The 25,373-nt window shown below is 69.4% G+C and carries 21 protein-coding genes and 1 tRNA gene; 8 read left to right on the top strand and 14 right to left on the bottom strand.

Annotated elements, in window-relative coordinates; all coding sequences use genetic code 11:
* Nucleotides 1-240 precede the first annotated feature (240 nt).
* Nucleotides 241-1,425 carry a pyridoxal phosphate-dependent aminotransferase gene (locus D9753_RS16620; protein WP_121787724.1) on the top strand — a complete coding sequence of 395 codons (1,185 nt, stop codon included), beginning with the start codon at nt 241-243 and terminating at the stop codon, nt 1,423-1,425.
* Nucleotides 1,426-1,468: 43 nt separating this feature from the next.
* Here the strand turns inward: D9753_RS16620 and D9753_RS16625 are convergent, their stop codons facing one another.
* Entirely contained in the window at nt 1,469-1,999 is a 531-nt protein-coding gene (locus D9753_RS16625) for a type III secretion system chaperone family protein (protein ID WP_121787725.1), read from the bottom strand.
* Between the two features lie 226 nt (nt 2,000-2,225).
* Nucleotides 2,226-4,823 carry an ATP-dependent chaperone ClpB gene (gene clpB, locus D9753_RS16630; RefSeq protein WP_121787726.1) on the bottom strand — a complete coding sequence of 866 codons (2,598 nt, stop codon included), beginning with the start codon at nt 4,821-4,823 and terminating at the stop codon, nt 2,226-2,228.
* A 136-nt stretch (nt 4,824-4,959) separates the two neighbouring features.
* Between clpB and D9753_RS16635 the strand changes: the two genes are divergently transcribed.
* Nucleotides 4,960-5,373, top strand: a complete 414-nt coding sequence (locus D9753_RS16635) for a pyridoxamine 5'-phosphate oxidase family protein (protein ID WP_121787727.1) — start codon at nt 4,960-4,962, stop codon at nt 5,371-5,373.
* 144 nt (nt 5,374-5,517) lie between these two features.
* Here the strand turns inward: D9753_RS16635 and D9753_RS16640 are convergent, their stop codons facing one another.
* On the bottom strand, nt 5,518-5,853 hold the full coding sequence (locus D9753_RS16640; protein ID WP_121787728.1) for a Rieske (2Fe-2S) protein: 336 nt from the start codon (nt 5,851-5,853) through the stop codon (nt 5,518-5,520).
* A 300-nt stretch (nt 5,854-6,153) separates the two neighbouring features.
* On the opposite strand from D9753_RS16640, the gene D9753_RS16650 reads away from it, so the two are divergent.
* Nucleotides 6,154-7,164 carry a helix-turn-helix domain-containing protein gene (locus D9753_RS16650; protein WP_121787730.1) on the top strand — a complete coding sequence of 337 codons (1,011 nt, stop codon included), beginning with the start codon at nt 6,154-6,156 and terminating at the stop codon, nt 7,162-7,164.
* 41 nt (nt 7,165-7,205) lie between these two features.
* Here D9753_RS16650 and D9753_RS16655 read toward each other — a convergent pair whose 3' ends face one another.
* From D9753_RS16655 to D9753_RS16685, 7 genes are all read right to left on the bottom strand, one after another.
* Complete coding sequence (locus D9753_RS16655) at nt 7,206-8,249, bottom strand: helix-turn-helix transcriptional regulator (RefSeq protein WP_240468187.1); 1,044 nt, start codon at nt 8,247-8,249, stop codon at nt 7,206-7,208.
* 247 nt (nt 8,250-8,496) lie between these two features.
* Nucleotides 8,497-9,603 (bottom strand): sugar ABC transporter substrate-binding protein, encoded by a 1,107-nt coding sequence (locus D9753_RS16660; protein WP_121787732.1) that lies wholly within the window; start codon nt 9,601-9,603, stop codon nt 8,497-8,499.
* Nucleotides 9,604-10,034: 431 nt separating this feature from the next.
* A complete protein-coding gene (locus D9753_RS16665; RefSeq protein WP_121791104.1) occupies nt 10,035-10,484 on the bottom strand; it encodes a heat shock protein transcriptional repressor HspR in 450 nt (149 codons plus the stop codon).
* Between the two features lie 5 nt (nt 10,485-10,489).
* Nucleotides 10,490-11,665, bottom strand: a complete 1,176-nt coding sequence (dnaJ, locus tag D9753_RS16670) for a molecular chaperone DnaJ (protein ID WP_121787733.1) — start codon at nt 11,663-11,665, stop codon at nt 10,490-10,492.
* Between the two features lie 33 nt (nt 11,666-11,698).
* Complete coding sequence (gene grpE, locus D9753_RS16675; RefSeq protein ID WP_121787734.1) at nt 11,699-12,352, bottom strand: nucleotide exchange factor GrpE; 654 nt, start codon at nt 12,350-12,352, stop codon at nt 11,699-11,701.
* A complete protein-coding gene (gene dnaK / locus D9753_RS16680; RefSeq protein WP_121787735.1) occupies nt 12,349-14,193 on the bottom strand; it encodes a molecular chaperone DnaK in 1,845 nt (614 codons plus the stop codon). Before dnaK ends, grpE begins: the two co-directional genes overlap by 4 nt.
* Nucleotides 14,194-14,287: 94 nt before the next feature.
* The gene (locus D9753_RS16685) at nt 14,288-15,340 is read right to left on the bottom strand and encodes an MraY family glycosyltransferase (RefSeq protein WP_121787736.1); all 1,053 of its coding nucleotides are present in this window, start codon (nt 15,338-15,340) and stop codon (nt 14,288-14,290) included.
* Nucleotides 15,341-15,548: 208 nt separating this feature from the next.
* Here D9753_RS16685 and D9753_RS16690 point away from each other — a divergent pair, with 208 nt between their 5' ends.
* Nucleotides 15,549-17,843, top strand: a complete 2,295-nt coding sequence (locus tag D9753_RS16690) for a (Fe-S)-binding protein (protein ID WP_121787737.1) — start codon at nt 15,549-15,551, stop codon at nt 17,841-17,843.
* A 283-nt stretch (nt 17,844-18,126) separates the two neighbouring features.
* Here D9753_RS16690 and D9753_RS16695 read toward each other — a convergent pair whose 3' ends face one another.
* A complete protein-coding gene (locus D9753_RS16695; protein ID WP_121787738.1) occupies nt 18,127-18,456 on the bottom strand; it encodes an antibiotic biosynthesis monooxygenase family protein in 330 nt (109 codons plus the stop codon).
* A gap of 259 nt (nt 18,457-18,715) precedes the next feature.
* Here D9753_RS16695 and D9753_RS16700 point away from each other — a divergent pair, with 259 nt between their 5' ends.
* Together D9753_RS16700 and D9753_RS16705 are read left to right on the top strand one after the other, a co-directional pair.
* Nucleotides 18,716-20,200 carry an FG-GAP and VCBS repeat-containing protein gene (locus tag D9753_RS16700; RefSeq protein WP_121787739.1) on the top strand — a complete coding sequence of 495 codons (1,485 nt, stop codon included), beginning with the start codon at nt 18,716-18,718 and terminating at the stop codon, nt 20,198-20,200.
* An 87-nt stretch (nt 20,201-20,287) separates the two neighbouring features.
* Nucleotides 20,288-21,412, top strand: coding sequence for a Yip1 family protein (locus D9753_RS16705; RefSeq protein ID WP_205614173.1), 1,125 nt, complete (start codon nt 20,288-20,290; stop codon nt 21,410-21,412).
* A 111-nt stretch (nt 21,413-21,523) separates the two neighbouring features.
* Here the strand turns inward: D9753_RS16705 and D9753_RS16710 are convergent, their stop codons facing one another.
* The 3 genes from D9753_RS16710 to D9753_RS16720 all read right to left on the bottom strand — a co-directional run bounded on the left by D9753_RS16710 (nt 21,524) and on the right by D9753_RS16720 (nt 22,875).
* On the bottom strand, nt 21,524-22,027 hold the full coding sequence (locus D9753_RS16710) for a phosphoribosyltransferase (protein ID WP_121787741.1): 504 nt from the start codon (nt 22,025-22,027) through the stop codon (nt 21,524-21,526).
* Nucleotides 22,028-22,040: 13 nt separating this feature from the next.
* On the bottom strand, nt 22,041-22,616 hold the full coding sequence (gene dcd, locus D9753_RS16715) for a dCTP deaminase (RefSeq protein WP_121787742.1): 576 nt from the start codon (nt 22,614-22,616) through the stop codon (nt 22,041-22,043).
* A gap of 73 nt (nt 22,617-22,689) precedes the next feature.
* A complete protein-coding gene (locus D9753_RS16720) occupies nt 22,690-22,875 on the bottom strand; it encodes a hypothetical protein (protein ID WP_205614174.1) in 186 nt (61 codons plus the stop codon).
* Nucleotides 22,876-23,155: 280 nt separating this feature from the next.
* On the opposite strand from D9753_RS16720, the gene D9753_RS16725 reads away from it, so the two are divergent.
* Both D9753_RS16725 and D9753_RS39355 read left to right on the top strand, forming a co-directional pair.
* A tRNA-Gly gene (locus tag D9753_RS16725) sits at nt 23,156-23,229 on the top strand.
* A 434-nt stretch (nt 23,230-23,663) separates the two neighbouring features.
* Nucleotides 23,664-24,803, top strand: coding sequence for a YaaC family protein (locus D9753_RS39355; RefSeq protein WP_394346715.1), 1,140 nt, complete (start codon nt 23,664-23,666; stop codon nt 24,801-24,803).
* Nucleotides 24,804-25,373: the final 570 nt, after the last annotated feature.

Raw genomic sequence — 25,373 nt, forward strand, 5'->3', positions numbered from 1 at the left:
TGCCGAGCGACAGCCCGGCCTGCCGGTTTTGGCGGTTGCGACTCGCCACCCGTGCGCTGACAAGAACCGCCGCCACCACCAGGATGATGCCGATGACCATGGCGTCACCCTCCTTCCGTTCCCCCGAAGCGGCCCCCCGTGGGCGCCTCGCCGTTGCCGCGTCTCGCGCGGTGACCGGGAGATGCCCACCCCGGTCCGCGCGCAAAGCACAGTTGAGGAAGTCCAGAGCTTGGGCGGAGGATGACCGCCATGACCTCCAGCGCACGCCCCTACCTCAACCGCCGGCTCGCCGCGTTCGGGACGACGATCTTCGCCGAGATGTCGGCGCTCGCCGTGGCGACCGGGTCGATCAATTTGGGCCAGGGCTTCCCGGACACGGACGGGCCCGAGGAGGTCCGGGAGGCGGCCGTACGGGCGCTGCGCGACGGCCGCGGCAACCAGTACCCGCCGGGCCCCGGCGTCCCCGAACTGCGCGCCGCGATCGCCGCGCACCAGCAGCGCCGGTACGGCCTGTCCTGGGACCCCGGCACCGAGGTGCTGGTCACCGCGGGCGCGACGGAGGCGATCGCGGCGGCGCTGCTGGCGCTGGTCGAGCCCGGGGACGAGGTCGTGGCCCTGGAGCCGTACTACGACTCGTACGCGGCGAGCATCGCGATGGCCGGCGGCACGCGGGTGCCGGTGACGCTGCGACCGCACGAGGGACACTTCCGGCTGGACCTGGACGAGCTGCGCGCGGCCGTCACCGGCCGCACCCGGCTGCTGCTGCTCAACACCCCGCACAACCCGACCGGCACGGTCCTCACCCGCGCGGAACTCGCCGCGATCGCCGAGCTGGCGGTGGAGCGGGATCTGCTGGTGGTGACCGACGAGGTGTACGAGCACCTGGTCTTCGACGGCGCCGAGCACCTGCCGCTCGCCGGGTTCCCCGGGATGCGCGAGCGCACGGTCGGCATCGGCTCGGCCGGCAAGACGTTCTCGTTCACCGGCTGGAAGGTGGGCTGGGTGACGGGGTCGCCGGAGCTGGTCGGCGCGGTCCGCACGGTGAAGCAGTACCTGACGTACGTCGCCTCGGGGCCCTTCCAGTACGCGATCGCCGAGGCCCTCGCCCTGCCCGACTCCTACTTCGAGGAGTACCGCCGCACCATGCTGGCCCGCCGGGACATCCTGACGGAGGGGCTGACCGCGGCGGGCTTCGGGGTGTTCCGGCCCGCCGGCACCTACTTCGTCACCGCCGACATCCGCCCCCTCGGCGAGAAGGACGGGTTCGCCTTCTGCCGCGCCCTGCCCGAGCGCGCGGGCGTGGTGGCCGTCCCCAACGCGGTCTTCTACGACGACCGGGAGGCCGGGGCGCCCTTCGTGCGGTTCGCGTTCTGCAAGCGGGAGGAGGTCCTGCGGGAGGCGGTGGAGCGGCTGCGGGCCATGTGAGCCGAGGTCCGGGGGCCGCCGCCCCCGGACCCCACGGACCGGGTTACTCCCCGTCGTCCTCGGGCTTCTCCGCCTCGTCGACCTCCTGCTCCAGGCCGAGCTGCTCGACCAGCCACTTGTCGAACTCGATCGCGGCCCGCACCCAGCTGACCGTGGAGGAGACGAAGTGGTTGATGTCGACGCCCGTGCCGATCAGCATCTGGGCCTCGCCGATCAGGCGGACGGTGCCGTCGTCATGGGTGTGGGTGTACACCTTGGGCCACAGGGTGCGGCGGTTCCAGTCGTCGATGGACTCCAGAAGCTGCGGCTTCTCGTCGATCGGGTGGGGGCGGTCGTAGAACGTCCGCACCGAGAAGATCGCCTGTTCGGCCTCCCCGCGGAACATGAAGTAGGTGCGGAACTGCTCCCACGGCGCCGCGAGGTCACCCTCCTCGTCGACGACGTACTTCAGCTCCATCTGCTCGAGGAGCTGCTTCACCAGGTCCTGATCCGGGAGGACGGGGCCCGCCGGTCCTTGGGGCTGCGGTTCGGGCTGGCCCCCGAAATTAGGAATCGAGGACGGGTCGATGCTCACCGTGTTTTTCCCTTCATGCGGATGCCGCCATCCTCCCCCATGCGGGGAGGGGGGTGGCAAGCCCTGACGGGGCCTGTCAGCCCGTGGCGGACATGATCCGGCAGGGGGTGCCGTGGGCGGTGACGCGGGGGTGCGCCCGTACGCCGGTCCGAGTGAACCCCGCACGCCCGCCGAAACGTGGAAGTCCCCTCTCCCGGCGTTCCGGGAGAGGGGACCGTGAGCGGCCCTACAGGGTCTTGCCGGTGGCGGGGCCGACCAGCAGCCCGTCCTCGAAGCGGTCCACGCGGACCGTGTCGCCGTCCTTGATCTCGCCGGACAGGATCTCCTTGGCGAGCCGGTCGCCGATCGCGGTCTGCACCAGGCGGCGCAGCGGGCGGGCGCCGTACGCCGGGTCCAGGCCCTCCTCCGCCAGCCAGGCCAGCGCCGGCGGGGTGATCTCCAGCGTGAGCCGGCGCTCGGCCAGCCGCCTGGCCAGCCGCTCGATCTGCAACTGGGCGATCCGCTCCAGCTCGGGCTTGGTCAGCGCCGAGAAGACGACCAGGTCGTCCAGGCGGTTGAGGAACTCCGGCTTGAAGGAGGACCGGACGACCTCCAGCACCTGCTCCTTCTTCTCCGTCTCGCTGCGCAGCGGGTCGACCAGGAACTGGCTGCCCAGGTTGGAGGTGAGTACCAGGATGGTGTTGCGGAAGTCGACCGTGCGGCCCTGACCGTCCGTCAGGCGCCCGTCGTCCAGCACCTGGAGCAGGATGTCGAAGACCTCGGGGTGGGCCTTCTCCACCTCGTCCAGCAGGACGACGCTGTACGGGCGCCGCCGCACCGCCTCGGTGAGCTGGCCGCCCTCCTCGTAGCCGATGTACCCGGGGGGCGCGCCGACGAGCCGGGCCACGCTGTGCTTCTCGCCGTACTCGGACATGTCGACGCGGACCATGGCCCGCTCGTCGTCGAAGAGGAAGTCGGCGAGTGCCTTGGCGAGTTCGGTCTTGCCGACGCCGGTGGGGCCGAGGAAGAGGAAGGACCCGGTGGGCCGGTCGGGGTCGGCGATCCCGGCCCGCGAGCGCCGTACGGCGTCGCTCACGGCGCGTACGGCCTCACCCTGGCCGATGAGCCGCCTGCCCAGCTCCTCCTCCATGCGCAGCAGCTTCTGCGTCTCGCCCTCCAGCAGGCGGCCGGCCGGGATGCCGGTCCAGGCGGCGACGACGTCGGCGATGTCGTCGGAGCCGACCTCCTCCTTGACCATGGTGTCCCGGGCGACCTCCTCCTCGGCCTGGGAGGCGGCCTCCAGCTCCTTCTCGAGCTGCGGGATCTCGCCGTAGAGCAGCTTGGCGGCGGTGTCGAAGTCGCCGTCGCGCTGGGCGCGTTCGGCCTGCCCGCGCACGTCGTCGAGGCGTTCCTTCAGCTCACCGACGCGGTTGAGGGACTGCTTCTCCTTCTCCCAGCGGGCGGTGAGGCCGCGCAGCTCCTCCTCCTTGTCGGCGAGGTCGCGGCGCAGCTTCTCCAGGCGGGCCACGGAGGCCGGGTCGGTCTCCTTGGCGATCGCCAGTTCCTCCATCTTCAGCCGGTCGACGGCGCGCTGGAGTTCGTCGATCTCGACGGGCGAGGAGTCGATCTCCATGCGCAGCCGGGAGGCGGCCTCGTCCACCAGGTCGATGGCCTTGTCCGGCAGGAAGCGGGAGGTGATGTACCGGTCGGAGAGGGTGGCGGCGGCCACCAGCGCGCTGTCCGCGATCTGCACCTTGTGGTGGGCCTCGTACCGGCCCTTGAGGCCGCGCAGGATCGCGATGGTGTCCTCGACGCTCGGCTCGGCGACCAGCACCTGCTGGAAGCGGCGCTCCAGGGCGGGGTCCTTCTCGATCCGCTCCCGGTACTCGTCCAGGGTGGTGGCGCCCACCATCCGCAGCTCGCCGCGGGCCAGCATGGGCTTGAGCATGTTGCCCGCGTCCATGGCCGAGTCCCCGCCGGCGCCGGCGCCCACGACGGTGTGCAGCTCGTCGATGAAGGTGATGACCTGCCCGTCGGAGTCCTTGATCTCGGCGAGGACGGCCTTGAGCCGCTCCTCGAACTCGCCGCGGTACTTGGCGCCGGCCACCATCGCGCCGAGGTCCAGCGCGACCAGCCGCTTGTCCTTCAGCGACTCGGGCACGTCGCCCTTCACGATCCGCTGGGCGAGCCCCTCGACGACGGCGGTCTTGCCGACGCCGGGCTCGCCGATGAGCACGGGGTTGTTCTTGGTCCTGCGGCTGAGCACCTGCACGACCCGCCGGATTTCCTGGTCCCGTCCGATGACCGGGTCCAGCCGGCCCTCGCGGGCGGCGGCGGTGAAGTCGGTGCCGAACTTCTCCAGGGCCTTGTACTGGCCCTCCGGGTCGGCGGTGGTCACGCGGCGTCCTCCCCTGGCCTTCTGGAAGGCCTCTTGCAGTTTCCTGGCGTCGGCGCCCTGCTTCTCGAGCACGTCCCCTGCCGCGCCGCCCTGCGCGGCGATGCCGATGAGCAGGTGCTCGGTGGACAGGTACTCGTCACCGAGCGCTCGGGCGCGTTCGCCGGCGTCGGCGATCGCGGCCAGCAGCTCGCGGTTGGGCTGCGGCGGCGCGACGGTGGACCCGGTCACGCTGGGCAGGCCGGCGAGGACGCGTTCGGCGCCGGAGCGTACGGCGGCCTGGTCGGCGTCGACGGCCGCGAGCAGGTCGGTGATGTTCTCGTTGTCCTGCCCCTGGAGCAGAGCCAGCAGCAGGTGGGCAGGGGTGAGGTCCGGGTGCCCCTCGGTCACGGCGCGGCTGCTCGCCGCGTTGATCGCGTCCCGGCTCCTGTTGGTCAGCTCGGCGTCCACGTGTCCGTTCTCCTCCTCGGCGTCATCGCGACGACCGCCTCTCCCAGCGCGACGGTCCTGCCTCAACCAACGTGCACAAAGTTGAGTCTATTCCACTCAAGGCAAGAGGTGTACCCGGGTCGGCTAGGTTTCCCGCATGTCCTCGTACTCCGTAGACCCGGCTTCCCCCGACGAGCCGTACCTCGCCTTCTGGCGGGAGCGGCATCTGTGCACGCTGACGACCCTGCGACCGGACGGCAGTCCGCACGTCGTACCGGTCGGGGTGACGTACGACCCCGGGGCGCGGCTGGCCCGGGTCATCACGAACGGGTCCAGCGCGAAGGCGGCGCACGTGCTCGCCGCCGGGGCCGACGGGGCGCGGGTGGCGGTGTGCCAGGTGGACGGCCGGCGCTGGGCCACGCTGGAGGGGCGCGCGCACGTGCGGACCGAGCCGGAGCGGGTCGGGGAGGCGGAGCGGCGGTACGCCGAGCGCTACCGGCGGACGCCGGGCCCGAACCCGTCCCGGGTGGTCATCGAGATCGAGGTCGAGCGGGCGCTGGGGCACGGTTGAGGAACGGCTGGTTCCGGCCACCGTCGAGGGCGCCCGTACCCGGAGAAACCCCCGGAAATTACAGCGGCGTCACCGTGTTCAGGTCACGGTGACGCCGCTGCGGGGGGAAGCGCCTGAGCGATCTGTTACGACGGGGGAATCGCGTCAGGCACTGCGGGGGGTGGCCGAGATGGTCCTCAGGTCGGTCTCCGGCGGCTCGCACAGCCGGTGGTCGCGCTGGTCCAGGTTCACAAAGATCATTCCGTATCGGATGGCGCATCGCACCGGCTGCGGCGCACCACGCGGCTTGCGCAGACACCGGTACGCCCGCACGTCCCCGTCCTCGTCCCGCGTGACGACGACCGGTTCGCCGAACACGGGCACCATCAGGGAGTCACCGCTGTGGGGGATGGCGGTGACCAGGTCGATGAAGTGCCAGCCGGAGCGGTAGGCGGTGGCCATCTCGCGACGGAAGGAGCGGTCGTCTGGCGGGGTCGTCACGTCAGCTCCTCACAGCATCCGTGTGAATCACCGGCCAACTGGTATCACTGGCGACCACGGTAGTCGTGGCCACCGACGGCCAGCTGGTGTCCGCTCGAGCGTCGCTCTTCTCACCGGTGAGGCCGCCCAGCGCTCCCGCGGCCGCCACAACGGAGAAGGCGGCGACAAGTATCGAGCGAAGCAGTCTCTTACCCATAGTCGGCTTCGTCCTCACTTGAAGGTCCCCTCTTCCCCCGTCGGGTACGACGATGGCTCATTCGGGCACGTCGTGGCCACATAATCAATGCATCATGTTCCTGCATGTTCAGGACCCTGGGGGGTGGAGATTTGGCAACGAATCAGACTAAAGCTGCACATCCCCATGCTGTGACGGAGATGTGCGAGCAAGGGGCCCGTCTCTACGCCGACGCGCTGCGTGCCGGACGCGTCGCCCGCGCCGAGGCGGAATCCGCCCCGTGCCTGCTGGAGTTCGCCCTTCTGCACCCCGATCCCGACGATCCGGAATGGCTCCGTCCGGTACCTGCGCCCGTGGCGCTGGCCCAGCGGCTCAGCCCCCTGGAGCGCGAGATCACCGAGCGCCGGCGGCTGTCGATCCAACTGGCCGACGTCTTCGAGCCGTTCATGGCTCTCAGCAGCCACATGACCGCGACCACCGATTCAATCACGGTGCTGGAGGGCGGGGAGCGCATCAACGCGGCGCTGAACCTGGCCACGGCCCAGTGCCAGGCCGAGGTGCTCACGGTCCAGCCGAGCAACCGCTACTCCGAGCGCAGCCTGCTGCGGGGGCTGGAACGCGACCGGCCGCTGATCGAACGTGGTGTGAAGATCCGGACGCTGTATCAGCACACCGCGCGGTACAACCCGGAGAAGCTGGCGTACGTGGCCCAGCTCACCAACGGCAAGGCGGAGTACCGCACCATCGACGAACTGGTGGAGCGCCTCATCATCTGCGACGAGACCGTCGCCTTCATCCCCACGCGGGACGACCAGCAGGTCGCCCTGGAGCTGCGCCACCCGGGTCTCGTCCGCTACCTGATCAAGGTGTTCGAGTTCATGTGGGACCGGGCGGTCCCGCTGAGCGCCGGCGCCCCCTACGAGACCGCCGCCGACGGCATCACCAACATCCAGCACTCCATCGCCAAGCTCCTGGTGGAGGGCCACGTGGACGAAGCCATCGCCCGCCGCCTCGGCATGAACGTGCGCACCTGCCGGGCCCACATCGCCAAACTGGCCCAGGCCCTCGGCAGCGGCAGCCGCGCCCAGCTCGGCTACCTCATCGCCCAGTCGGGCATCCTCGACCGGGACCAGTGAGGCCTGCCCCCGGGTCCGCCCGGGGACACCGTCCGCCCGCCTCAGCGCGCCCTCGGGGACTCCCGGTCGGAACCGGTGAGGGCGGTGGTCGGGGCGGGGCGCCTGAGGCCGTCCAGGCCCGCCTGGGCGATGCGCACGCCGAGCTGGGTACGGCTCGCCGCGCCCAGCGTCTCCGACAGCCGGGCGATATGGGCCCGGCAGGTGCGCACGCTGATGCCGAGCCGCTCGGCGATCACCGCATCCTGGTGGCCCTCGGCGAGCAGCGCCGCGATGGACTGCTCGCGGTGCGAGATGCCCTCGATCCCCGTGTCGGGCAGCGGGGCCGTGAGCGGGATCGCCAGCCGCCACAGGCGTTCGAAGACGGTCACGAGATATTCGACCAGGGCCGGGTGACGCAGCTCCAGGGCCATCGTGCGGTCGGTGTTGGCGGGGATGAAGGCCACCGTGCGGTCGAAGAGGATCAGCCGGTCGATGACCTCGTCCAGGGTGCGGGCCTCGACCGTGTCACCCATCAGCTCCAGGTAGTTGAGCAGCCCCTGGCCGTGCCGCGCCACGTGCGTGTAGAGGTCCCGCATGCGCACGCCCCGGCCGCGCAGGGCCAGCGCCCGGTGCAGTCCCTCGGTCAGCTCGGCCTCGCGCCGGATGCCGCCCGGCTGCACGGTGAGCACCTCGGTGGTGCACGCCTCGGTGGCCTCGTCCATCGCGGCCTGGATGCGGGAGAGCCCGTCCAGCACCCGGATGGCGCTGCCCTCGGCGGACGCCGTCAGGGGCTGCGGCTGCCGGCCCAGGCCCGCGTACCACTCGAAGGCGGCCACCGCCGAGCCCACCCGCCGCTGACTCGCGCTGACCTCGTCGTGGACCCCGCGCAGCAGCCGGGTCATGACCTCCTGCGGGGAGGTCGGCACCAGCCAGTCCATGTCATCGGGGTCCGGGTGCAGCAGGGCCAGTTCCAGCAGGCAGGGCACCGGCCCGGCGTCCGTGCGGGGCACCCGTCCCCGGCGTACGGCCCGGGAATACACCCGATCCCCGGCCTCGCACAGCCGGTCGGCACCGTGAGGATGTTCCTCCGTCCCGTGCCCGGCCATCGCCCATTCCACCCCCGGTGTGCTGCCCTTCCGCAGCGCAACTATGCGCGGCGCCGACCGGGTCCGCAACACGGCTCCCCGGACACCGGACGCCGGAACAGGCCGCTCTGCCCGGGTTTTTCCCGTGCTCCGCGCCTCACCCCGCAACAAGCTGCTGGTGCGGTCGGCACTGCGGGGCCGTCACCCGCGGCGGTGACATGCCGGCGAGCCGCACGGCCGGCGGCCGTACGGCTCGGGGGCGTCGCCGTTACTTCAGGCCGATCGCCGCGCAGGCCGCCTTGTACCTGGCGGTGCAGATGTCCTCGACGCTGTAGATGCCGTCCTCGATGACGGTGCCCTTGACGGTCTTCCTGGTCAGCGCGCTCACCTGGACCAGCTTGGACGGGATGCCCTTGGCGGTGGGGCTGTCGACCCGGTCCTGGGTGAGGGCGTCGAACTGGATGTCCTTGCCCTGGATCTTGGTGACGGCGATCTGCGCGGCGGCGGCGGCCTCGTCCGGGTAGGACTTGTAGACGCTCATGTACTGCTCGCCGCTCACGACCCGCTGGACGCCGTCCAGTTCCGCGTCCTGGCCGGTGATCGGGGGCAGCGCGGTGACGCCGGCCGCCTTCAGGGCCTTGATGACACCGCCCGCCATGCCGTCGTTGGCGGAGTAGACACCGGCGATGTTGCCCTTGCCGATCTGCGCGATCGCCTTGGCCATGTTGGTCTCGGCGTTCTCCGGCTTCCAGCCCACGGTGTCGAAGCTCGCCGCGATGTCCACCTTGCCGTTCAGCTCGGAGAGCGCGCCCTCCTTGAACTGCTTGGCGTTCGGGTCGGTGGACGAGCCGTTCATCATGACGATCTTGTCGGAGGTGTCGACGCCCGAACCCAGCGCCTCCAGCAGGGTGCGGCCCTGCACCTCGCCGACGAGTTCGTTGTCGAAGGAGACGTAGGCGTCGATCGGGCCCTCGGCGAGGCGGTCGTAGGCGATGACCGGGATGCCCGCGTCCTTGGCCTTCTTCACCCCGGGGGCGATGACGTGCGCGTCCACGGCGTCGAGCAGGATGACGTCGACCTTGTCGTCGATCATGTTCTGGAGCTGCTCGGCCTGGCGGGTGGCGCTCGCGTCGGCGTTGGCGTACTCCACCTTGCCCTGCTTCTTGGTGAGTTCGGCCACCTTGTCCTTGATGATGGGGTAGTCGAACTTCTCGTAGCGGGTGTTGGCCGTCTCGGGAAGCAGCAGGCCCACGGTGATGTCGTTGCCCTTGGTCGGGCTCGCGCTCGCTCCGTCCCCCGTCGCGTTCAGCACGCCACAGCCGGCGAGCGAGAGGGTCATCGTGGACGCGGCCACGGATATGGCGATACGGCGCATGCGAGGGCTCACTTCAGGTGCGTTCCGGACGTGGGTGCTGCAATACGACCCAGGTGTCTGAAAAGACAACGCGGAGGCCCTACCCGGCGTCAAGAAGAATCACTTAACGAGTGCGCAACGCCACGCACAGGTGACCCTGTGGAGGTTCCGCGAAACCCCCTTCAAATGCCCTTTACGGACCCTTCATCCAAGGGGAGTTCACGCGTCGGCAAAGTTCCGTACAACCTGCCCGGTCCGCTACGTCCCGTGATCGAGGACGTCCGGGACGCACATCGACTCGATCAGGAGAGCGAACAAACCCAGCCAGATCCAAGGCCGTCACGGGCGGGGCGCCGACGCCGCCGGGCACACGGAAGGGGCCGGCGGGATCGCTCCCGCCGGCCCCTGTCGGCCACGTCCGGTCCTGCCGGCCGCCGCTCGGTCCGCTCAGCTCAGTCCTGCTGCTGCCGCTTGGGCCGCCACACCACCAGCGCGCTGGTCTGCTGGACCTCCTGGTACGGCACCAGGTCGCGCCGGTAGGAGGCGTGCACGGCGGCCTCGCGCTGCCGCATGGCCGTCGCCGCGCCGTCCAGGGCCGACTCCAGCTCCGCGACGCGGGACTGGAGCGCGGCGACCTGGTTCTCCAGTTCGATGATGCGCTTGATGCCGGCCAGGTTGACGCCTTCGTCCTGCGACAACTGCTGCACCTGGCGGAGCAGTTCGATGTCACGGGCCGAGTAGCGCCGGCCCCGGCCCGCGGTGCGGTCCGGCGAGACGAGGCCCAGGCGGTCGTACTGGCGCAGCGTCTGCGGGTGGAGTCCGGAGAGCTGGGCCGCCACCGAGATGACGTAGACCGGGGTCTCCTCGGTCAGTTCATAGGGGTTGCGCCGACGGCCGTCCATCACTCTCAAGCTCCCTTCGCGGCCTCGAACAGCTCCGCCCGCGGGTCCTCGCCCGCGGTCGCCTCGCGATACGCCTCCAGTGCGTCACGAGCCTTCCCCGACAGGTCCTGCGGGACACTCACCTCGACGGTGACCAACAGGTCGCCGCGGGTGCCGTCCTTGCGGACCGCGCCCTTGCCCCGCGCCCGCATCGTACGACCGTTCGGGGTGCCGGGGGGCAGCTTCAGGGTGACGGGCGGACCGCCCAGGGTCGGCACCCGCACCTCACCGCCGAGGGCCGCCTCCGCGAACGTCACCGGCACGGTGACGGTGAGGTTGTCGCCCTTGCGCCCGAACACCGGGTGCTCGCCGACGTGCACGGCCACGTACAGGTCGCCCGCCGGGCCGCCCCGCTCGCCGGGCGCGCCCTTGCCGCGCAGCCGGATGCGCTGCCCGTCGGTGACGCCCGCCGGGATGCGGACCTGCATCGTGCGGGAGGACTTGGCGCGCCCGCTGCCCTTGCACTCCATGCAGGGGTGCTCGGCGATCAGGCCGCGGCCCTTGCAGTCGGGGCAGGGATCGGTGAGCGAGAAGCCGCCGCCCGAGCCCCGGGCGACCTGCCCGGTGCCGACGCAGGTCGGGCACACGCGCGGTGTGCCGTTCTTGTCGCCGGTGCCCGAACAGGCCTTGCAGGGCGCCTGGGAGGACATCCTGAGGGGCACCGTGGCGCCCTCGATGGCCTCCGTGAAGCTCAGCGTGACCTCGGACTCGACGTCCTGGCCGCGCCGGGGCTGGGTACGGGTGCCCGCGGTGCCGCCGCGGTTGAAGAGGCCACCGAAGACATCACCGATGCCGCCGCCGAAGCCGCCGGCCTGGGTGGTGCCCCCTCCGCCGCCGAACAGGTCGCCCAGGTCGAAGTTGAAGGAGCCGCCGGCCGCGCCCGGCCCGGGGCGGAAGCCGCCGTTGCCGAACAGGGCGCGTGCCTCGTCGTACTCCTTGCGCTTCTTGGCGTCGCCGAGGATGTCGTTCGCCTCGGAGATCTCCTTGAAGCGCTCCTCCGCCTTGGCGTTGCCCTTGTTGGCGTCCGGGTGGAACTCGCGGGCGAGCTTGCGGTACGCCTTCTTGATCTCGGCCTCGGTGGCGTCCTTGGGGACGCCGAGGACCTTGTAGTAGTCCTTCTCGATGAAGTCCTTGGTACTCATCCTCGACGTCCCTCCTTCCCCCGGGTCCTCACGTCAGCCCTCGTCCGGGCCACCGCTCTCCTTGTCGTCGGCCGCCGCGGTCTCCTCGGCATCCTCCGCCTTGACGGTCTGCGCGCCGGGCTGCGGCTCGGCGACGGCCACCCGCGCGGGGCGGATGGTGCGCTCGCCGATGCGGTACCCCGGCTGGAGGATCGCCACGCAGGTCGTCTCGGTGACGTCCGGCGCGTAGGAGTGCATCAGGGCCTCGTGGATCGTCGGGTCGAAGGGCTCGCCCTCCTTGCCGAACTGCTGGAGGCCCATCTTGGCCGCGACGGTCTCCAGCGACTCGGCCACCGACTTGAAGCCGCCGACCAGTTCGCCGTGTTCCCGCGCGCGGCCGATGTCGTCGAGCACGGGCAGGAGCTCGGTCAGGAGGTTCGCGATGGCGATCTCCTTGACCGCGGCCCGGTCCCGGTCGACGCGGCGGCGGTAGTTCTGGTACTCGGCCTGGAGGCGCTGGAGGTCCGCCGTGCGCTCGCCGAGCGCCGTACGCACCTGGTCCAGCTCGGCCACCAGGCCTGCATCTGCACTTACGTCCCCGGCCGGGGCCGCTCCCTCATCGGGAGCGGCCTTCGGTTCGGCGTCGTCGGGGGTGGCGCCGGAGGGGACGTCGGGCTTCTCCTCGAAACCCGGGGTCTCCTCCGTCACGCGGCACCGTCCTTGCGCTCGTCGTCCACGATCTCGGCGTCGACGACGTCGTCGTCGGCCTTGGCCTCACCGGCACCGGCGGACGCGCCACCGGCGGCCTGGGCGCCCTGGGCGTCGGCGTACAGCGCCTGGCCCAGCTTCTGCGAGACGGCGGCGACCTTCTCCGTGGCGGAGCGGATCTCGCCGGTGTCCTCGCCCTTGAGGGCTTCCTTCAGCTCGCCGACGGCGGCCTCGACCTCGGTCCTGATCTCGCCGGGGACCTTGTCCTCGTTGTCCTTGAGGAACTTCTCGGTCTGGTAGACGAGCTGCTCGCCCTGGTTGCGGGCCTCGGCGGCCTCGCGGCGCTTGTGGTCCTCCTCCGCGTAGCGCTCGGCCTCCTCGCGCATGCGGTCGACCTCGTCCTTCGGGAGCGAGGAGCCGCCGGTGACGGTCATCTTCTGCTCCTTGCCGGTGCCGAGGTCCTTCGCCGTGACGTGCATGATGCCGTTGGCGTCGATGTCGAAGGAGACCTCGATCTGCGGGACGCCGCGCGGCGCCGGCGGCAGACCGGTCAGCTCGAACATGCCGAGCTTCTTGTTGTAGGCCGCGATCTCGCGCTCGCCCTGGTAGACCTGGATCTGCACCGACGGCTGGTTGTCCTCGGCCGTCGTGAAGATCTCCGAGCGCTTGGTCGGGATCGTGGTGTTGCGCTCGATCAGCTTGGTCATGATGCCGCCCTTGGTCTCGATACCGAGGGACAGCGGGGTGACGTCGAGCAGCAGGACGTCCTTGACCTCGCCCTTGAGGACACCGGCCTGGAGCGAGGCGCCGATGGCGACGACCTCGTCCGGGTTCACACCCTTGTTGGCCTCCTTGCCGCCGGTCAGCTCCTTGACGAGCTCGGCGACGGCGGGCATACGGGTGGAACCGCCGACCAGGACGACGTGGTCGATCTCGCCGAGCTGGATGCCGGCGTCCTTGATGACGTTGTGGAACGGCGTCTTGCAGCGCTCCAGCAGGTCGGCCGTCAGTTGCTGGAACTGGGCGCGGGTGAGCTTCTCGTCCAGGTGCAGCGGGCCCTCGGCCGACGCGGTGATGTACGGCAGGTTGATCGAGGTCTCGGTGGACGAGGAGAGTTCGATCTTGGCCTTCTCCGCCGCCTCGCGCAGGCGCTGGAGAGCCATCTTGTCCTTGGACAGGTCCACGCCGTGACCGGACTGGAACTGCTTGACCAGGTAGTCGACGACACGCTGGTCCCAGTCGTCACCACCGAGGTGGTTGTCACCGTTGGTGGCCTTCACCTCGACGACGCCGTCGCCGATCTCCAGGAGGGACACGTCGAAGGTGCCGCCACCGAGGTCGAAGACGAGGATCGTCTGGTCGTCCTTGTCGAGGCCGTACGCCAGCGCCGCCGCCGTCGGCTCGTTGACGATGCGCAGGACGTTCAGGCCGGCGATCTCGCCGGCCTCCTTCGTGGCCTGACGCTCGGAGTCGTTGAAGTAGGCCGGGACGGTGATGACCGCGTCCGTGACCTTCTCACCCAGGTAGGACTCGGCGTCACGCTTCAGCTTCTGAAGGATGAACGCGGAGATCTGCTGCGGGTTGAAGTCCTTGCCGTCGAGCTGGATCTTCCAGTCGGTGCCCATGTGACGCTTCACCGAGCGGATGGTCCGGTCCACGTTCGTGACCGCCTGGCGCTTGGCGACCTCGCCGACGAGCACCTCACCGTTCTTCGCGAAGGCGACGACGGACGGCGTGGTCCTGGCGCCCTCTGCGTTGGTGATGACGGTGGGCTCGCCGCCCTCCAGAACGCTGACGACGGAGTTAGTCGTGCCCAGGTCGATGCCGACCGCACGTGCCATGGTTGATTCCTCCAGCTGACTTGAGTGGAACAGACTCAAGTGTGCACGAGGAGACGCGATGGGTCAACAGACCTGAGTCAATAAGACTCAAGTCTTATCCGTTCCTTACGCGCATGTGTCCCGTGACCTGCGTGGATGTCCCGCGCCGGGGCGGCTGCACAGGTACGCGCGGCCCGCGCCGGGGCGGCTGGACGGGGACGCGCAGCAGCACCAGGACGGCGAGCAGCGACACGCCCGCGACCCACAGCACGGCTCCGTCACCCGTCCACCCCGTGTGGACGAGCACCCCGACGAGCACCGCCGAGAAGGAGCCTGCCCCCAGCAGGACGACGGATCCCTGCGGGGTCAGCCCGATCCGGCGCAGTTGGTGCGCGAGGTGGTCCGGGCGCCGGCGCAGCAGCGGGTGCCGGGCCAGGAGCCGGGCGAGGACCACGAGGACGGCGTCGGCGGCGGCGACCGCGCCGAGGCAGAACGCCACCGCCGCGCTCGGCCCGAGCGCGTACCCCGCGCGCGTGAAGACCACGGACGACGACAGCAGGAACCCCGTGAACAGCGATCCGCACGCACCCATGCCCACCCGCGCGGGATGCCAGTTGTGCATCAGGAAACCGGTGAGGGCGGCGGCGAACACGCTCAGCAGTACGGCGAGCCCGTCCATCACCTCCGCGGCGGCGCAGGCCCCGGCGCCGAACGCGGTGACCACCCCGACCGTCCCCGCCAGGCCGTCGGCGTGGTCGAGGCCCTTGAAGGCGAGGGAGGCGAGCACGACGCAGCCCACGGCGAGCATGCCGCCCGGCACGCCCGTCTCGTCGTAGGGCACCACACAGGCCGCCGCCACGGCCGTACCGGCGACGAGCACGCGCGCGCGCAGCCGCCAGACGTCGGCCACCAGGCCGAGCAGGGCGACCGCGGCGGCGGCGGCCAGCAGCCTCCCCACCCCGTCGCCGAGCGGGGCGACCCGGGTCCACTCCCCCATCCAGGCGACCAGACAGGTGACGACCACGACGGCGAGCCCGCCCAGCACCGGCAGGGGGCGCTGCCGGCGCCGGTCGAGGAGGCCCAGCCGCAGCGCGGGCACCCGGAGCAGCGCCGCCAGCACGGCGGCGAGAAGCAGGGCTGCTGTTGCGGCGGCGATCCCGTAGAGCACGGCTCTAAGGTAGGGGCGAATGTAGCAATCCGGGATGAATAACACGATCGGATTGCCGGGGGAACGCGGCGCAGGCCACCCTCAGCGACCCAGATCACCCCTCACCCTGCTGCGTCCCGGCGGATGATGGGGGTAGTCTCAGACGGACTGCATAAGTTACCGCTTAGTAATGTTGCTCGGTTAATTCGAGGCCGCCTCAGGAGCCCCCATGCAACTCGCCGCGATCATCGTGTCGCTGGTCCTGACCGTGGTCGGCGTCGCGCTGCTCGCCCGTGCCATCGGCCAGTTCGTCCGGCACTTCAAGCTGGGCCAGCCCGTCCCCGCCGGAACCCGGACCGACAACCCCTACCAGCGCAGCGTGACCCTGGTCCGGGAGTTCCTCGGGCACACCCGGATGAACCGGTGGGGCATCGTGGGCGTCGCCCACTGGTTCGTGGCCATCGGCTTCCTGACGCTGCCGCCGACCATCATCAACGCCTACGGACAGCTCTTCCAGGCCGACTGGACCCTCCCGGTCCTCGGCGGCTTCCTGCCGTACGAGCTGTACATCGAGTTCATCGGCGCGATGACCACCCTCGGCATCGCGACGCTGATCGTCATCCGCCTGCTGAGCCTGCCCTCGCGGCCCGGCCGCAAGTCCCGGTTCGCGGGCTCGAAGATGGGCCAGGCGTACTTCGTCGAGTACGTCATCCTCATCATCGGCCTGGCGATCTACACCCTGCGCGGCCTTGAGGGCGCCCTGCACCACGTGGACCACTACGAGGCCGCCTACTTCGCCTCGTACCCGCTGGTCCTCGCCTTCAAGGGCCTGAGCCTCACCACGCTCCAGAACCTCACGTACCTCGCCGCCATGATCAAGCTGGGCACGACCATGATCTGGATGATCACGGTGTCGCTCAACACCAACATGGGCGTGGCCTGGCACCGCTTCCTGGCGTTCCCGAACATCTGGTTCAAGCGCAACGCCGACGGCTCCACCGCCCTCGGCGCCCTGGCGCCGATGACCTCCGGCGGCAAGCCGATCGACTTCGCGGACCCCGGCGAGGACGACGTCTTCGGCGTCTCCCAGGTCGAGCAGTTCTCCTGGAAGGGCCTGCTCGACTTCTCCACCTGCACCGAGTGCGGCCGCTGCCAGTCGCAGTGCCCCGCCTGGAACACCGGCAAGCCGCTCTCCCCCAAGCTCCTCATCATGTCCCTCCGGGACCACGCCCACGCCAAGGCCCCGTACCTGCTGGCCGGCGGCGGCAAGACCATGGAGGGCGAGGAGAGGGCGAGCGAGGAGCAGTTGGCCGGCGTCCCCGCCGCCGCCCTCGCCGAGGCCGAGCGCCCGCTGATCGGCACCGCCGAGGAGAACGGCGTCATCGACCCGGACGTCCTGTGGTCCTGCACCACCTGCGGCGCCTGCGTCGAGCAGTGCCCGGTCGACATCGAGCACGTCGACCACATCGTCGACATGCGCCGCTACCAGGTGATGATCGAGTCCGCGTTCCCGTCCGAGGCGGGCACGATGCTCAAGAACCTGGAGAAGAAGGGCAACCCCTGGGGCCTGGCCAAGAAGCAGCGCCTGGAGTGGACCAAGGAGGTCGACTTCGAGGTCCCGGTCGTCGGCAAGGACATCGAGGACCTCACCGAGATCGAGTACCTGTACTGGGTCGGCTGCGCCGGCGCCCTGGAGGACCGCGCCAAGAAGACGACCAAGGCCTTCGCCGAACTCCTCCACATCGCGGGCGTCAAGTTCGCGATCATGGGCGGCGACGAGAAGTGCACCGGTGACTCCGCCCGCCGTCTCGGCAACGAGCCCCTGTTCCAGGAGCTGGGCATGGAGAACGTCATGGCCCTGAACACGGCGTTCGGCGAGGAGCTGGACGACGACGGCAAGGTCACGGCGGAGTCCAGGAAGCCCAGGTCGGCGAAGAAGATCGTCGCCACCTGCCCGCACTGCCTCAACACGCTCGGCAACGAGTACCCGCAGCTCGGCGGCGACTACGAGGTCATCCACCACACCCAGTTGCTCCAGCACCTGGTGGACGAGGGCAAGCTGATCCCGGTCACCCCGGTCGAGGGCATCATCACGTACCACGACCCGTGCTACCTGGGCCGCCACAACAAGATCTACACGCCCCCGCGCGAGATCATCGGCAAGGTCCCGGGCCTGCGCAACGAGGAGATGCACCGCCACAAGGAGCGGGGCTTCTGCTGCGGCGCCGGCGGCGCCCGGATGTGGATGGAAGAGCGCATCGGCAAGCGCATCAACAACGAGCGCGTCGACGAGGCCCTGTCCCTCAACCCGGACATCGTCTCCACCGCCTGCCCGTTCTGCCTGGTCATGCTCACGGACTCCGTGAACGGCAAGAAGAACGACGGCAAGGCCAAGGAGTCCATCCAGGTCGTGGACGTCGCCCAGCTACTGCTGGACTCCGTCCGGATCCCGGTCCCGGACGACGAGCCCCCGGCGGGCACGGCCGACTCGGCGAACGAGCCGGAGCCGGAGCCGGTGAAGTAACGGCCCCCGGCCCCTGCCGGAACCCGGCGACACCCCCTGACCCGCACAGGCAGGGGGTGTCGTCGTGTGCGGGGTGGTCACCCCCGCCCAGGAAGGGGACGGCCGCCGTGCCCCGGGACTGGACCGGCGGCCGTAACCAGGGACCCGACCGGCGGTCGTAACCAGGGACCCGACCGGCGGTCGTGACCCGGGAACCCGACGGACGGTCGTAACCAGGAACCCGACGGACGGTCGTATCGGCCCTGGTCGGCCGGGGACGGTCGTATCGCCCCCGGCCGGCCGGTCAGGCGTTCTTGGCGCCCGCCTGCTGCACCACCTCGAACGACCACAGCGTCGACCCGGAGGCCGCCGGCTTGGGCCGCTCGCCGCCGCCCTCGCCGCCGCCCTGGTGCGCGGACTTCATCGGGCCCTCCATCCACGCCTGGAAGGACTCCTCGTCACGCCAGCGCGTGTACACGAGGTACTGGTCGGTGCCCTCGACGGGCCGCAGCAGCTCGAACCACTCGAAGCCGTCGGAGTTCTCCACGGCGTGGGCCCGCGAGGCGAACCGCTTCTCCAGCGTCTCCCGCTGCTCGGCGGGCACGGTCAGCACGTTGATCTTCACTACGCTCATGGACCCATCCTGGACCATGCCCCGGCCCGCACGGGAAGACGGCGTCGCGGGCGCGCCCACCCCTCGCCCCCTTCGCCCCACCCGTCACGGCGATCCCATACCGTTACCGAACACACGTACAACCCTTGTGCCGCACGGCGGGTCTCCTGATCGCCGACCGCCCGTGAACCGCGGAACAACCCGCGATGAACACGGACGGACGCACCCCATCAACTGCGGATGCCCCGCCAGGCGTCCCCCGCATGCCGCAGGAGAACGCATGCACACGCACCAGCCGCGACCGGCCCTCGTGACGGCCGTCGCCGCCGCGCTGACGGGCGGTCTGCTCACGTTCGCCGCCTCCCCCGCCGTCGCCGCGGACTCCGCCAAGGTCGCCAAGGCCGACTTCAACGGCGACGGCATCGGCGACATCGCCGCCGCGGCCGCCGGCGCCTACGTCAGCGGCCACAAGAACGCCGGACAGCTCGTCGTCCTGTACGGCACCCCGACCGGCGTCTCCTCCGCCAAGCGCACCACCATCAGCCAGAACACCTCCGGCGTCCCCGGCACCGCCGAGGCCGGCGACTTCTTCGGCGCCGAGCTGGCGTACGCCGACTTCAACGGCGACGGCTACGACGACCTCGCCGTCGGCACCCCGGACGAGAAGGTGGGCACCGACACCAGCGGCGGCGGCCTGGCCATCCTCTGGGGCTCCAGCGCCGGCCTGACCGGCAAGGGCATCGACGTGCCCGACCCGGCCGCCTCCTCCCACGACTACTGGGGCCAGAACCTGGCCGCCGGCGACTTCGACGGTGACGGCAGGGCCGACCTGGTCGTCGGCAGCTCCGCCAGCACCCTGTACCTGTACAAGGGCGGCTTCACCACCTCCGGCGGCTACGGCAGCCGGACCACCGTCAAGCCGCCGATCCGGTCGGGCACCAACGACTGCCCCTACGGACCGCTGAACCTGACCGCCGGCGACATCAACGGCGACGGCCGCACCGACCTCGTCGTCGACGGCTACGAGACCAAGACGCAGTACGGCTGGAACACCAACTACTGGCTGCCGGGCACCACCGGCGGCCTGAGCGGCGCCTCGGCCAAGGCCCTCAAGGCCGGCATCATCACCGCCATCGGCGACATCAACGGCGACGGCTTCGGCGACATCGTCAGCGGCGCGGACTGGGACACCAGGACCAGCGACGGCACGGCCATCCCGGACTCCGCGACCGGCGGCAAGGTCAACGTCACCTACGGCTCCGCGTCCGGCCCCGCCGCCACCACCGGTATCACCCAGAACACCGGCAACGTGCCCGGCGCCTCCGAGAAGGGCGACGCCTTCGGCTGGGAGCTGGACCTCGGCGACATCAACGGCGACGGCTGCCAGGACCTCGTCGTCAGCAGCCCGCAGGAGGACATCGACGGCGTCCCCGACACCGGCAGCGTCACCGTCCTGTACGGCTCCGCGTCCGGCGTGAACACCGCCTCCGGCACCCAGGCCTTCTCCCAGGACTCCGCGGGCGTCCCCGGCGGCGACGAGAAGTCCGACCTGTTCGGCGCCGACGTCAAGCTCGACGACGTCACCGGCGACGGCAGGGCCGACCTGGTGATCGGCTCGTACGAGAACAGCGGCGACGGCGCGGTCACCTACCTGCCGTCCGACGGCACGAGGATCACCACGACCGGCTCGCGTGCCGTCGGCGCGTCCACCGTCGGCGTCTCGGCCACCGGCACCCCGCAGTTCAGCGCCGCCTTCGCGGACTGACCCACCACCACGGGGGGCCGGGGACCGGGCACGTACCGGTGAAGCCCCCAAGAACCCCTGGTTGTCCTGCTGACGGTCCCTTAGGGGATGTCACAGGTCGGCCGCAAAGCCGGGCCCGGACCGCCGGGCCCGGCACGTCGGCCGCCCAGACCGGGTACGTTCGATGACGTGGCTGGATTCAGGATCGGACGCGGGGGCCGAAACAACCGCACCCCCCAAGGACAACAGGCGCCGCAGGGACCGCCGTACGGACGCGGACGCGGCCCCGCTCAGGCCGGGGGACCGCCGCACGGTCAGCCGTCCCGCGGCCAGTCGCCGTACGGCCAGCCGCCGCACGGCCAGCCGCCGCGCGGACGGCAGGGCGGCGGCCCCTCGTACGGCTACCCGTCGGCGCCCCAGCCGCCGTACCCGCAAGCCGGACAGCCGTACCCACAGACCGGGCAGCAGTACCCACGGGCCGGGCAGCAGTACGGCTATCCGGGACCGGCCGACGACGGGCCGGAGTACTTCGGCGACGACGGCCACCCGGGCCAGGGCCACGGCGGACACGACCCCTACGCGGCCGACAACCCGGGCCACACCCAGGCGTTCTCCGTCGACGAGGCCGCCGGCTACACCCAGGGCGCGACCTACCACGCCGGTTCGCCCGCCGCACCCGCCGCGCCGCTCGGCCCGCCCCTGCACTGGAAGGAACTGCTGCGGGGGATCGTCCTCTCCCCCAACGACACCTTCCTGCGCATGCGGGACTACACCATGTGGGTCCCCGCCCTCGTCGTGACCTTCCTCTACGGCCTGCTCGCCGTCTTCGGCTTCGACGGCGCCCGCGCGGACGCGATCAGCGCGACGCTGTCCAACGCGGTGCCGATCGTGCTGATGACGGCCGTCGTGATGGTGCTGGGCCTGTTCGTCCTGGGCGTGGTCACCCACACCCTGGCCCGCCAGCTCGGGGGCGACGGCGCCTGGCAGCCCACGGTGGGCCTGTCCATGCTGATCACGGCCCTCACGGACACACCCCGCCTGATCTTCGCCATGTTCTTCGGCGGCGACGCCGGCTTCGTCCAGATCCTCGGCTGGGCCACCTGGATAGGCGCGGGCGCCCTGCTGACCCTGATGGTCTCCCGCTCCCACGACCTGCCCTGGCCGAAGGCGCTGGGCGCCTCGGCGATCCAGTTGGTCGCGCTGCTGTCGATCGTGAAGCTGGGCACGTTCTGACCGCCTGACCATCCGCACACGACAGAGCCCCCGGCACATCGCCAGGGGCTCTTCCGCGCGCGTGGCGGGACTCGCCGCGTGGACGGCGGGACTCGCCGCAGCGGCAGCGACTCAGGCGTCGAGAACCTGCCCGGCCCGCTTCACCACGGGCGGCAAGACGCTCCACGGGAAGTTGATCCAGTCATCGGTACGCTTCCACACGTACTCACACTTCACGAGGGAGTGGGGCTTCTCGTAGACCACCGCGGAGCGCACCTCGGCGACCGTGTCGAGACAGAAGTCGCGTACGAGCTTCAGCGTCTTGCCGGTGTCGGCGACGTCGTCGGTGATCAGCACCTTCTTGTCGGAGAAGTCGATCACGTTCGGCACGGGCGCGAGCATGACCGGCATCTCCAGGGTGGTGCCCACACCGGTGTAGAACTCGACGTTCACGAGATGGATGTTCTTGCAGTCCAGGGCGTAGGCGAGCCCGCCGGCGACGAAGACGCCGCCGCGCGCGATGCTCAGCACGATGTCGGGCTCGTACCCGTCGTCGGCGATGGTCTGCGCCAGCTCACGGATGGCGGACCCGAACCGCTCGTAGGTCAGGTTCTCCCGCACGTCTGCGTCACTCATGTCGTCGTCGCCCTCACACCTGGGTCCGATGGAAGTTGAGGAAGGAGCGCGAGGCGGTCGGCCCGCGCTGCCCCTGGTACCGGGACCCGTACCGCTCGCTGCCGTACGGCGACTCGGCCGGCGAGGTCAGCCGGAACATGCATAGCTGCCCGATCTTCATCCCCGGCCACAGCTTGATGGGGAGCGTGGCCAGGTTGGACAGCTCCAGGGTGACGTGCCCGCTGAAACCGGGGTCGATGAACCCGGCGGTGGAGTGCGTGACGAGCCCCAGCCGGCCGAGCGAACTCTTCCCCTCCAGCCGCGAGGCCAGGTCGTCGGGGAGCGAGATGACCTCGTACGTCGACGCCAGCACGAACTCCCCGGGATGCAGGATGAACGGCTCGTCGCCCTCGGGCTCCACCAGCCGCGTCAGGTCCGCCTGCTCGACGGAGGGGTCGATGTGCGGGTACCGGTGGTTCTCGAACACCCGGAAGTACCGGTCCAGCCGTACGTCGATGCTCGACGGCTGCACCATGGATTCGTCGTAGGGATCGATCCGTACCCGCCCGGCGTCGATCTCGGCCCGGATGTCCTTGTCTGAGAGAAGCACGTAGCGAGGATACGCAAGCCGCGCGGAGCCACGACAATCACGACGGCTCCGCGCGCCTGCTGTGACGCCCCGGCTACGAGGCGTTCTGCGTCACCGCCATCTGCCGCTGCTCCACCACGACCGGAACGGCGCTGCGGAGCCGGGCGCAGCGCGGGCACCGCACGAGCCGGCCGGGGCCGAGCCGCCCGGCCTGCTGCATCGGGAACGAAGCGGTGCTGAAGACGTGCCCGTCCGCGCATCGGACAACGGTGCGTTCCATCAAGTCCCTCAAGTCCCTTCCCCAAGAGCCGCGTCCGGCCTCGCTGCCCGGACGACAAAAGCCACATTACGGGATCAAAGAGACGACTCTCCAGGCGGCACTCCGGCCCCGCCGAACCCCACCGCCGGTCCGCAACGGTACGCCCCAACTCGGGTCGCCCGTAGCCGTATCCCAGCCCACGCCCGACTCAAACCCCTGACCTGCCGACACCGGGGCTCCGCGATGATGTAAGGTGAGCGAGCGTCGGACACCGGCCCCACACGGGCCCGTCCGTACTTACGCGGGTGTAGTTTAATGGTAGAACATCAGCTTCCCAAGCTGAGAGCGCGAGTTCGATTCTCGTCACCCGCTCCATGATTAAGGCCCAGGTCAGCGACCCGGGCCTTTTTGCTGTGCTTGACGATCACTCGCCGCGCGCCAGATCCGTGCCAGAAGGCCTGTCGGGCACCTGCTTGGCTGCGGCGGCCCGCGCCTTCCGTACGGTCGCATCGAGGCCGGCGGCGACCTCTTCCTGTCGCTCGTCGGGCGAACGGTGACCGTCAGCCCCTCCAGGTCGACGTCCCGGCACCGCAGGGCCGTCAGCTCCCCGAACCGCGGAGTGGTGAAGGTCGCCAGGAGCACGAGCAGCCGGCAGCGCGACACGGAGAGCAACTGGGGTTGCGGTTGCCTTAACAGAGGCTCCATCCCGAGCGAGATGCTGCAACACTATTTGAGAAGCGCGCAAACCTATCGACAGGCCAACGGAGACCGGCAATCATGGGGCGAGTGCAGAGCGACCTGGAGGGCAGATGAAGGATATTCAGCAGACGTGGAGATCTCTACGTTCCTTACGTTCTGCCCCACCTGCTCCTGTCAGGAACAGCGGAAGGAGAAAGGAAGTTTTTTCTGCCTCACTGGAGCAGTCAGAACAATACTTTAGGGCGGCAGAAGCAGTCGGATACGAAACTCGCCCCGTACTTATTTTTTACGGCCTTTCCCAGATGGGAAGAGCTATTGCGGCAGCAACACATGTCGACAGGTGCCCCTCTCCCGAGGATTGGCAACTTTCCGGTCATGGAATCAGAGTACCAGGGATATCCCAAGCCGCCGCACAAGGGGATATCGGCAGACTCACGGTTCGCGATCAGGGCAAGGGCGCCTTTACTCAACTAGCCCGATTTCTAGACTCCCCGTCACTTCCCACTCCAGTGCAACTCTCTGAGGTATGGGACTCTATCCCCGAAATGGGAGGGCGCAGGTTATCCGATGGCGAACATTACCCAGCCTTGGAAATTTCAGAAGGTGCAGACCGTACGCGCGAGGACTGGGGTGACTTTGGTCCACCGCGTGCACTTGCGCTAACTGGAGTCCCAAGAGGGCTACCCTCGCTCGGAAATTTCCTCAAGCGGTATCCAACAGTGTGGCCTCTAGAAGGCTTGCAGGAGTCCAGCTTTCTAGGGTCTCCAAGAGGCGGCCTGGATGGTCAAATCTACCTGAACCCTCTACGCAAGTACGCCGCAGGTGGCTTTGCCGCGCTGCATGGGACGCGATATCGCGGGCGCTCGATGGCTTTTCCAGCACTTACTGGAAATTCCCTCCCCCTTCATCCGCTCCTTACATGGTGGGCGGTTCTATACGTACTTTCCATGCTGGCGCGCTATGAACCTGCAGCGTGGGCGACTACTGTAAACGTCGACGCAAGCAAACAAGCAGTCCCTATTGAGTACTTGTTGGATGAAGCACTTGACGCAGTACCCACTTTGGCCCTAGAGATAATGAGTGAGTGCCCTCTAAGCGATCACGAGAGGCGGCAAGCGCGCGCGAACGAAGAGGAGAAATACAAGAGGAAAGAATACAGAACTTTCTCTGAAATCGGCCGTTCCATGATCGCTGATTTTCGTCACAAGTCGCCACTGACAAAGAAAGGCGAGAAACAAGCCCCCGAGTAGGCAAGTAAAGCCGGACAGGGAGCCGTTTCCAACCTCCAGGACCGTGCCAAATCGAGCGGGGAACAACGGATAACCACAGTGACAGCCGCCGGAATGATCGCAGCTACCCAAGTCGCGTCACCTAAGACACAGCGAGGGCCTTGATGCCGGAGGTCGGCATCAAGGCCCTTCCGGTCGTCAGCTCAGACAGGAAGCAGCAGACCAGTCTGCGGAACCTTCTGCGACCGCCGCGGCCACCATCAGAACGGCCTCAAGTGACTTTCGCATTTTACTCATGGCGCTCTCCCTTCGAGTAGCGCGGGCAGTTGCGTTACCTGGCGTAGTGCTTCCTAGGACCAGTGCAGCGAACCTCAGTGCCTACGCGGCCGAAGCGAGGACGAGGAAGGACGCAAGGGGAATCGAACCCCCAACTCCTGCCCCTAGTCTCAACTGACGACGCACCGAGCGTACATGGACCACTCGCCGCGAGTGCTCAAAGCGGGTCAACAGTCCTGTCCAGGACGGCCGTGCCAGATGCGTGCCAGGTTGTGTGGGGAACCACGGGCAATAGCGGGTACCGAAGCGGTGGGC

It is taken from the genome of Streptomyces dangxiongensis (assembly GCF_003675325.1).
GTDB lineage: Bacteria > Actinomycetota > Actinomycetes > Streptomycetales > Streptomycetaceae > Streptomyces > Streptomyces dangxiongensis.

Excerpts from the sequence above, each read along its gene's own strand:
- D9753_RS16710 (WP_121787741.1), bottom strand. The coding sequence starts at position 22,027 with ATGAGTGACGCAGACGTGCGGGAGAACCTGACCTACGAGCGGTTCGGG.
- dnaK (WP_121787735.1), bottom strand. The coding sequence starts at position 14,193 with ATGGCACGTGCGGTCGGCATCGACCTGGGCACGACTAACTCCGTCGTC.
- D9753_RS16650 (WP_121787730.1), top strand. The coding sequence starts at position 6,154 with ATGTTCAGGACCCTGGGGGGTGGAGATTTGGCAACGAATCAGACTAAA.
- D9753_RS16700 (WP_121787739.1), top strand. The coding sequence starts at position 18,716 with ATGCACACGCACCAGCCGCGACCGGCCCTCGTGACGGCCGTCGCCGCC.
- D9753_RS16690 (WP_121787737.1), top strand. The coding sequence starts at position 15,549 with ATGCAACTCGCCGCGATCATCGTGTCGCTGGTCCTGACCGTGGTCGGC.
- D9753_RS16635 (WP_121787727.1), top strand. The coding sequence starts at position 4,960 with ATGTCCTCGTACTCCGTAGACCCGGCTTCCCCCGACGAGCCGTACCTC.
- D9753_RS16655 (WP_240468187.1), bottom strand. The coding sequence starts at position 8,249 with ATGGCCGGGCACGGGACGGAGGAACATCCTCACGGTGCCGACCGGCTG.
- D9753_RS16660 (WP_121787732.1), bottom strand. The coding sequence starts at position 9,603 with ATGCGCCGTATCGCCATATCCGTGGCCGCGTCCACGATGACCCTCTCG.
- D9753_RS16695 (WP_121787738.1), bottom strand. The coding sequence starts at position 18,456 with ATGAGCGTAGTGAAGATCAACGTGCTGACCGTGCCCGCCGAGCAGCGG.
- D9753_RS16705 (WP_205614173.1), top strand. The coding sequence starts at position 20,288 with ATGTCACAGGTCGGCCGCAAAGCCGGGCCCGGACCGCCGGGCCCGGCA.
- dnaJ (WP_121787733.1), bottom strand. The coding sequence starts at position 11,665 with ATGAGTACCAAGGACTTCATCGAGAAGGACTACTACAAGGTCCTCGGC.
- D9753_RS16620 (WP_121787724.1), top strand. The coding sequence starts at position 241 with ATGACCGCCATGACCTCCAGCGCACGCCCCTACCTCAACCGCCGGCTC.
- D9753_RS16665 (WP_121791104.1), bottom strand. The coding sequence starts at position 10,484 with ATGGACGGCCGTCGGCGCAACCCCTATGAACTGACCGAGGAGACCCCG.
- D9753_RS39355 (WP_394346715.1), top strand. The coding sequence starts at position 23,664 with ATGAAGGATATTCAGCAGACGTGGAGATCTCTACGTTCCTTACGTTCT.
- D9753_RS16720 (WP_205614174.1), bottom strand. The coding sequence starts at position 22,875 with ATGGAACGCACCGTTGTCCGATGCGCGGACGGGCACGTCTTCAGCACC.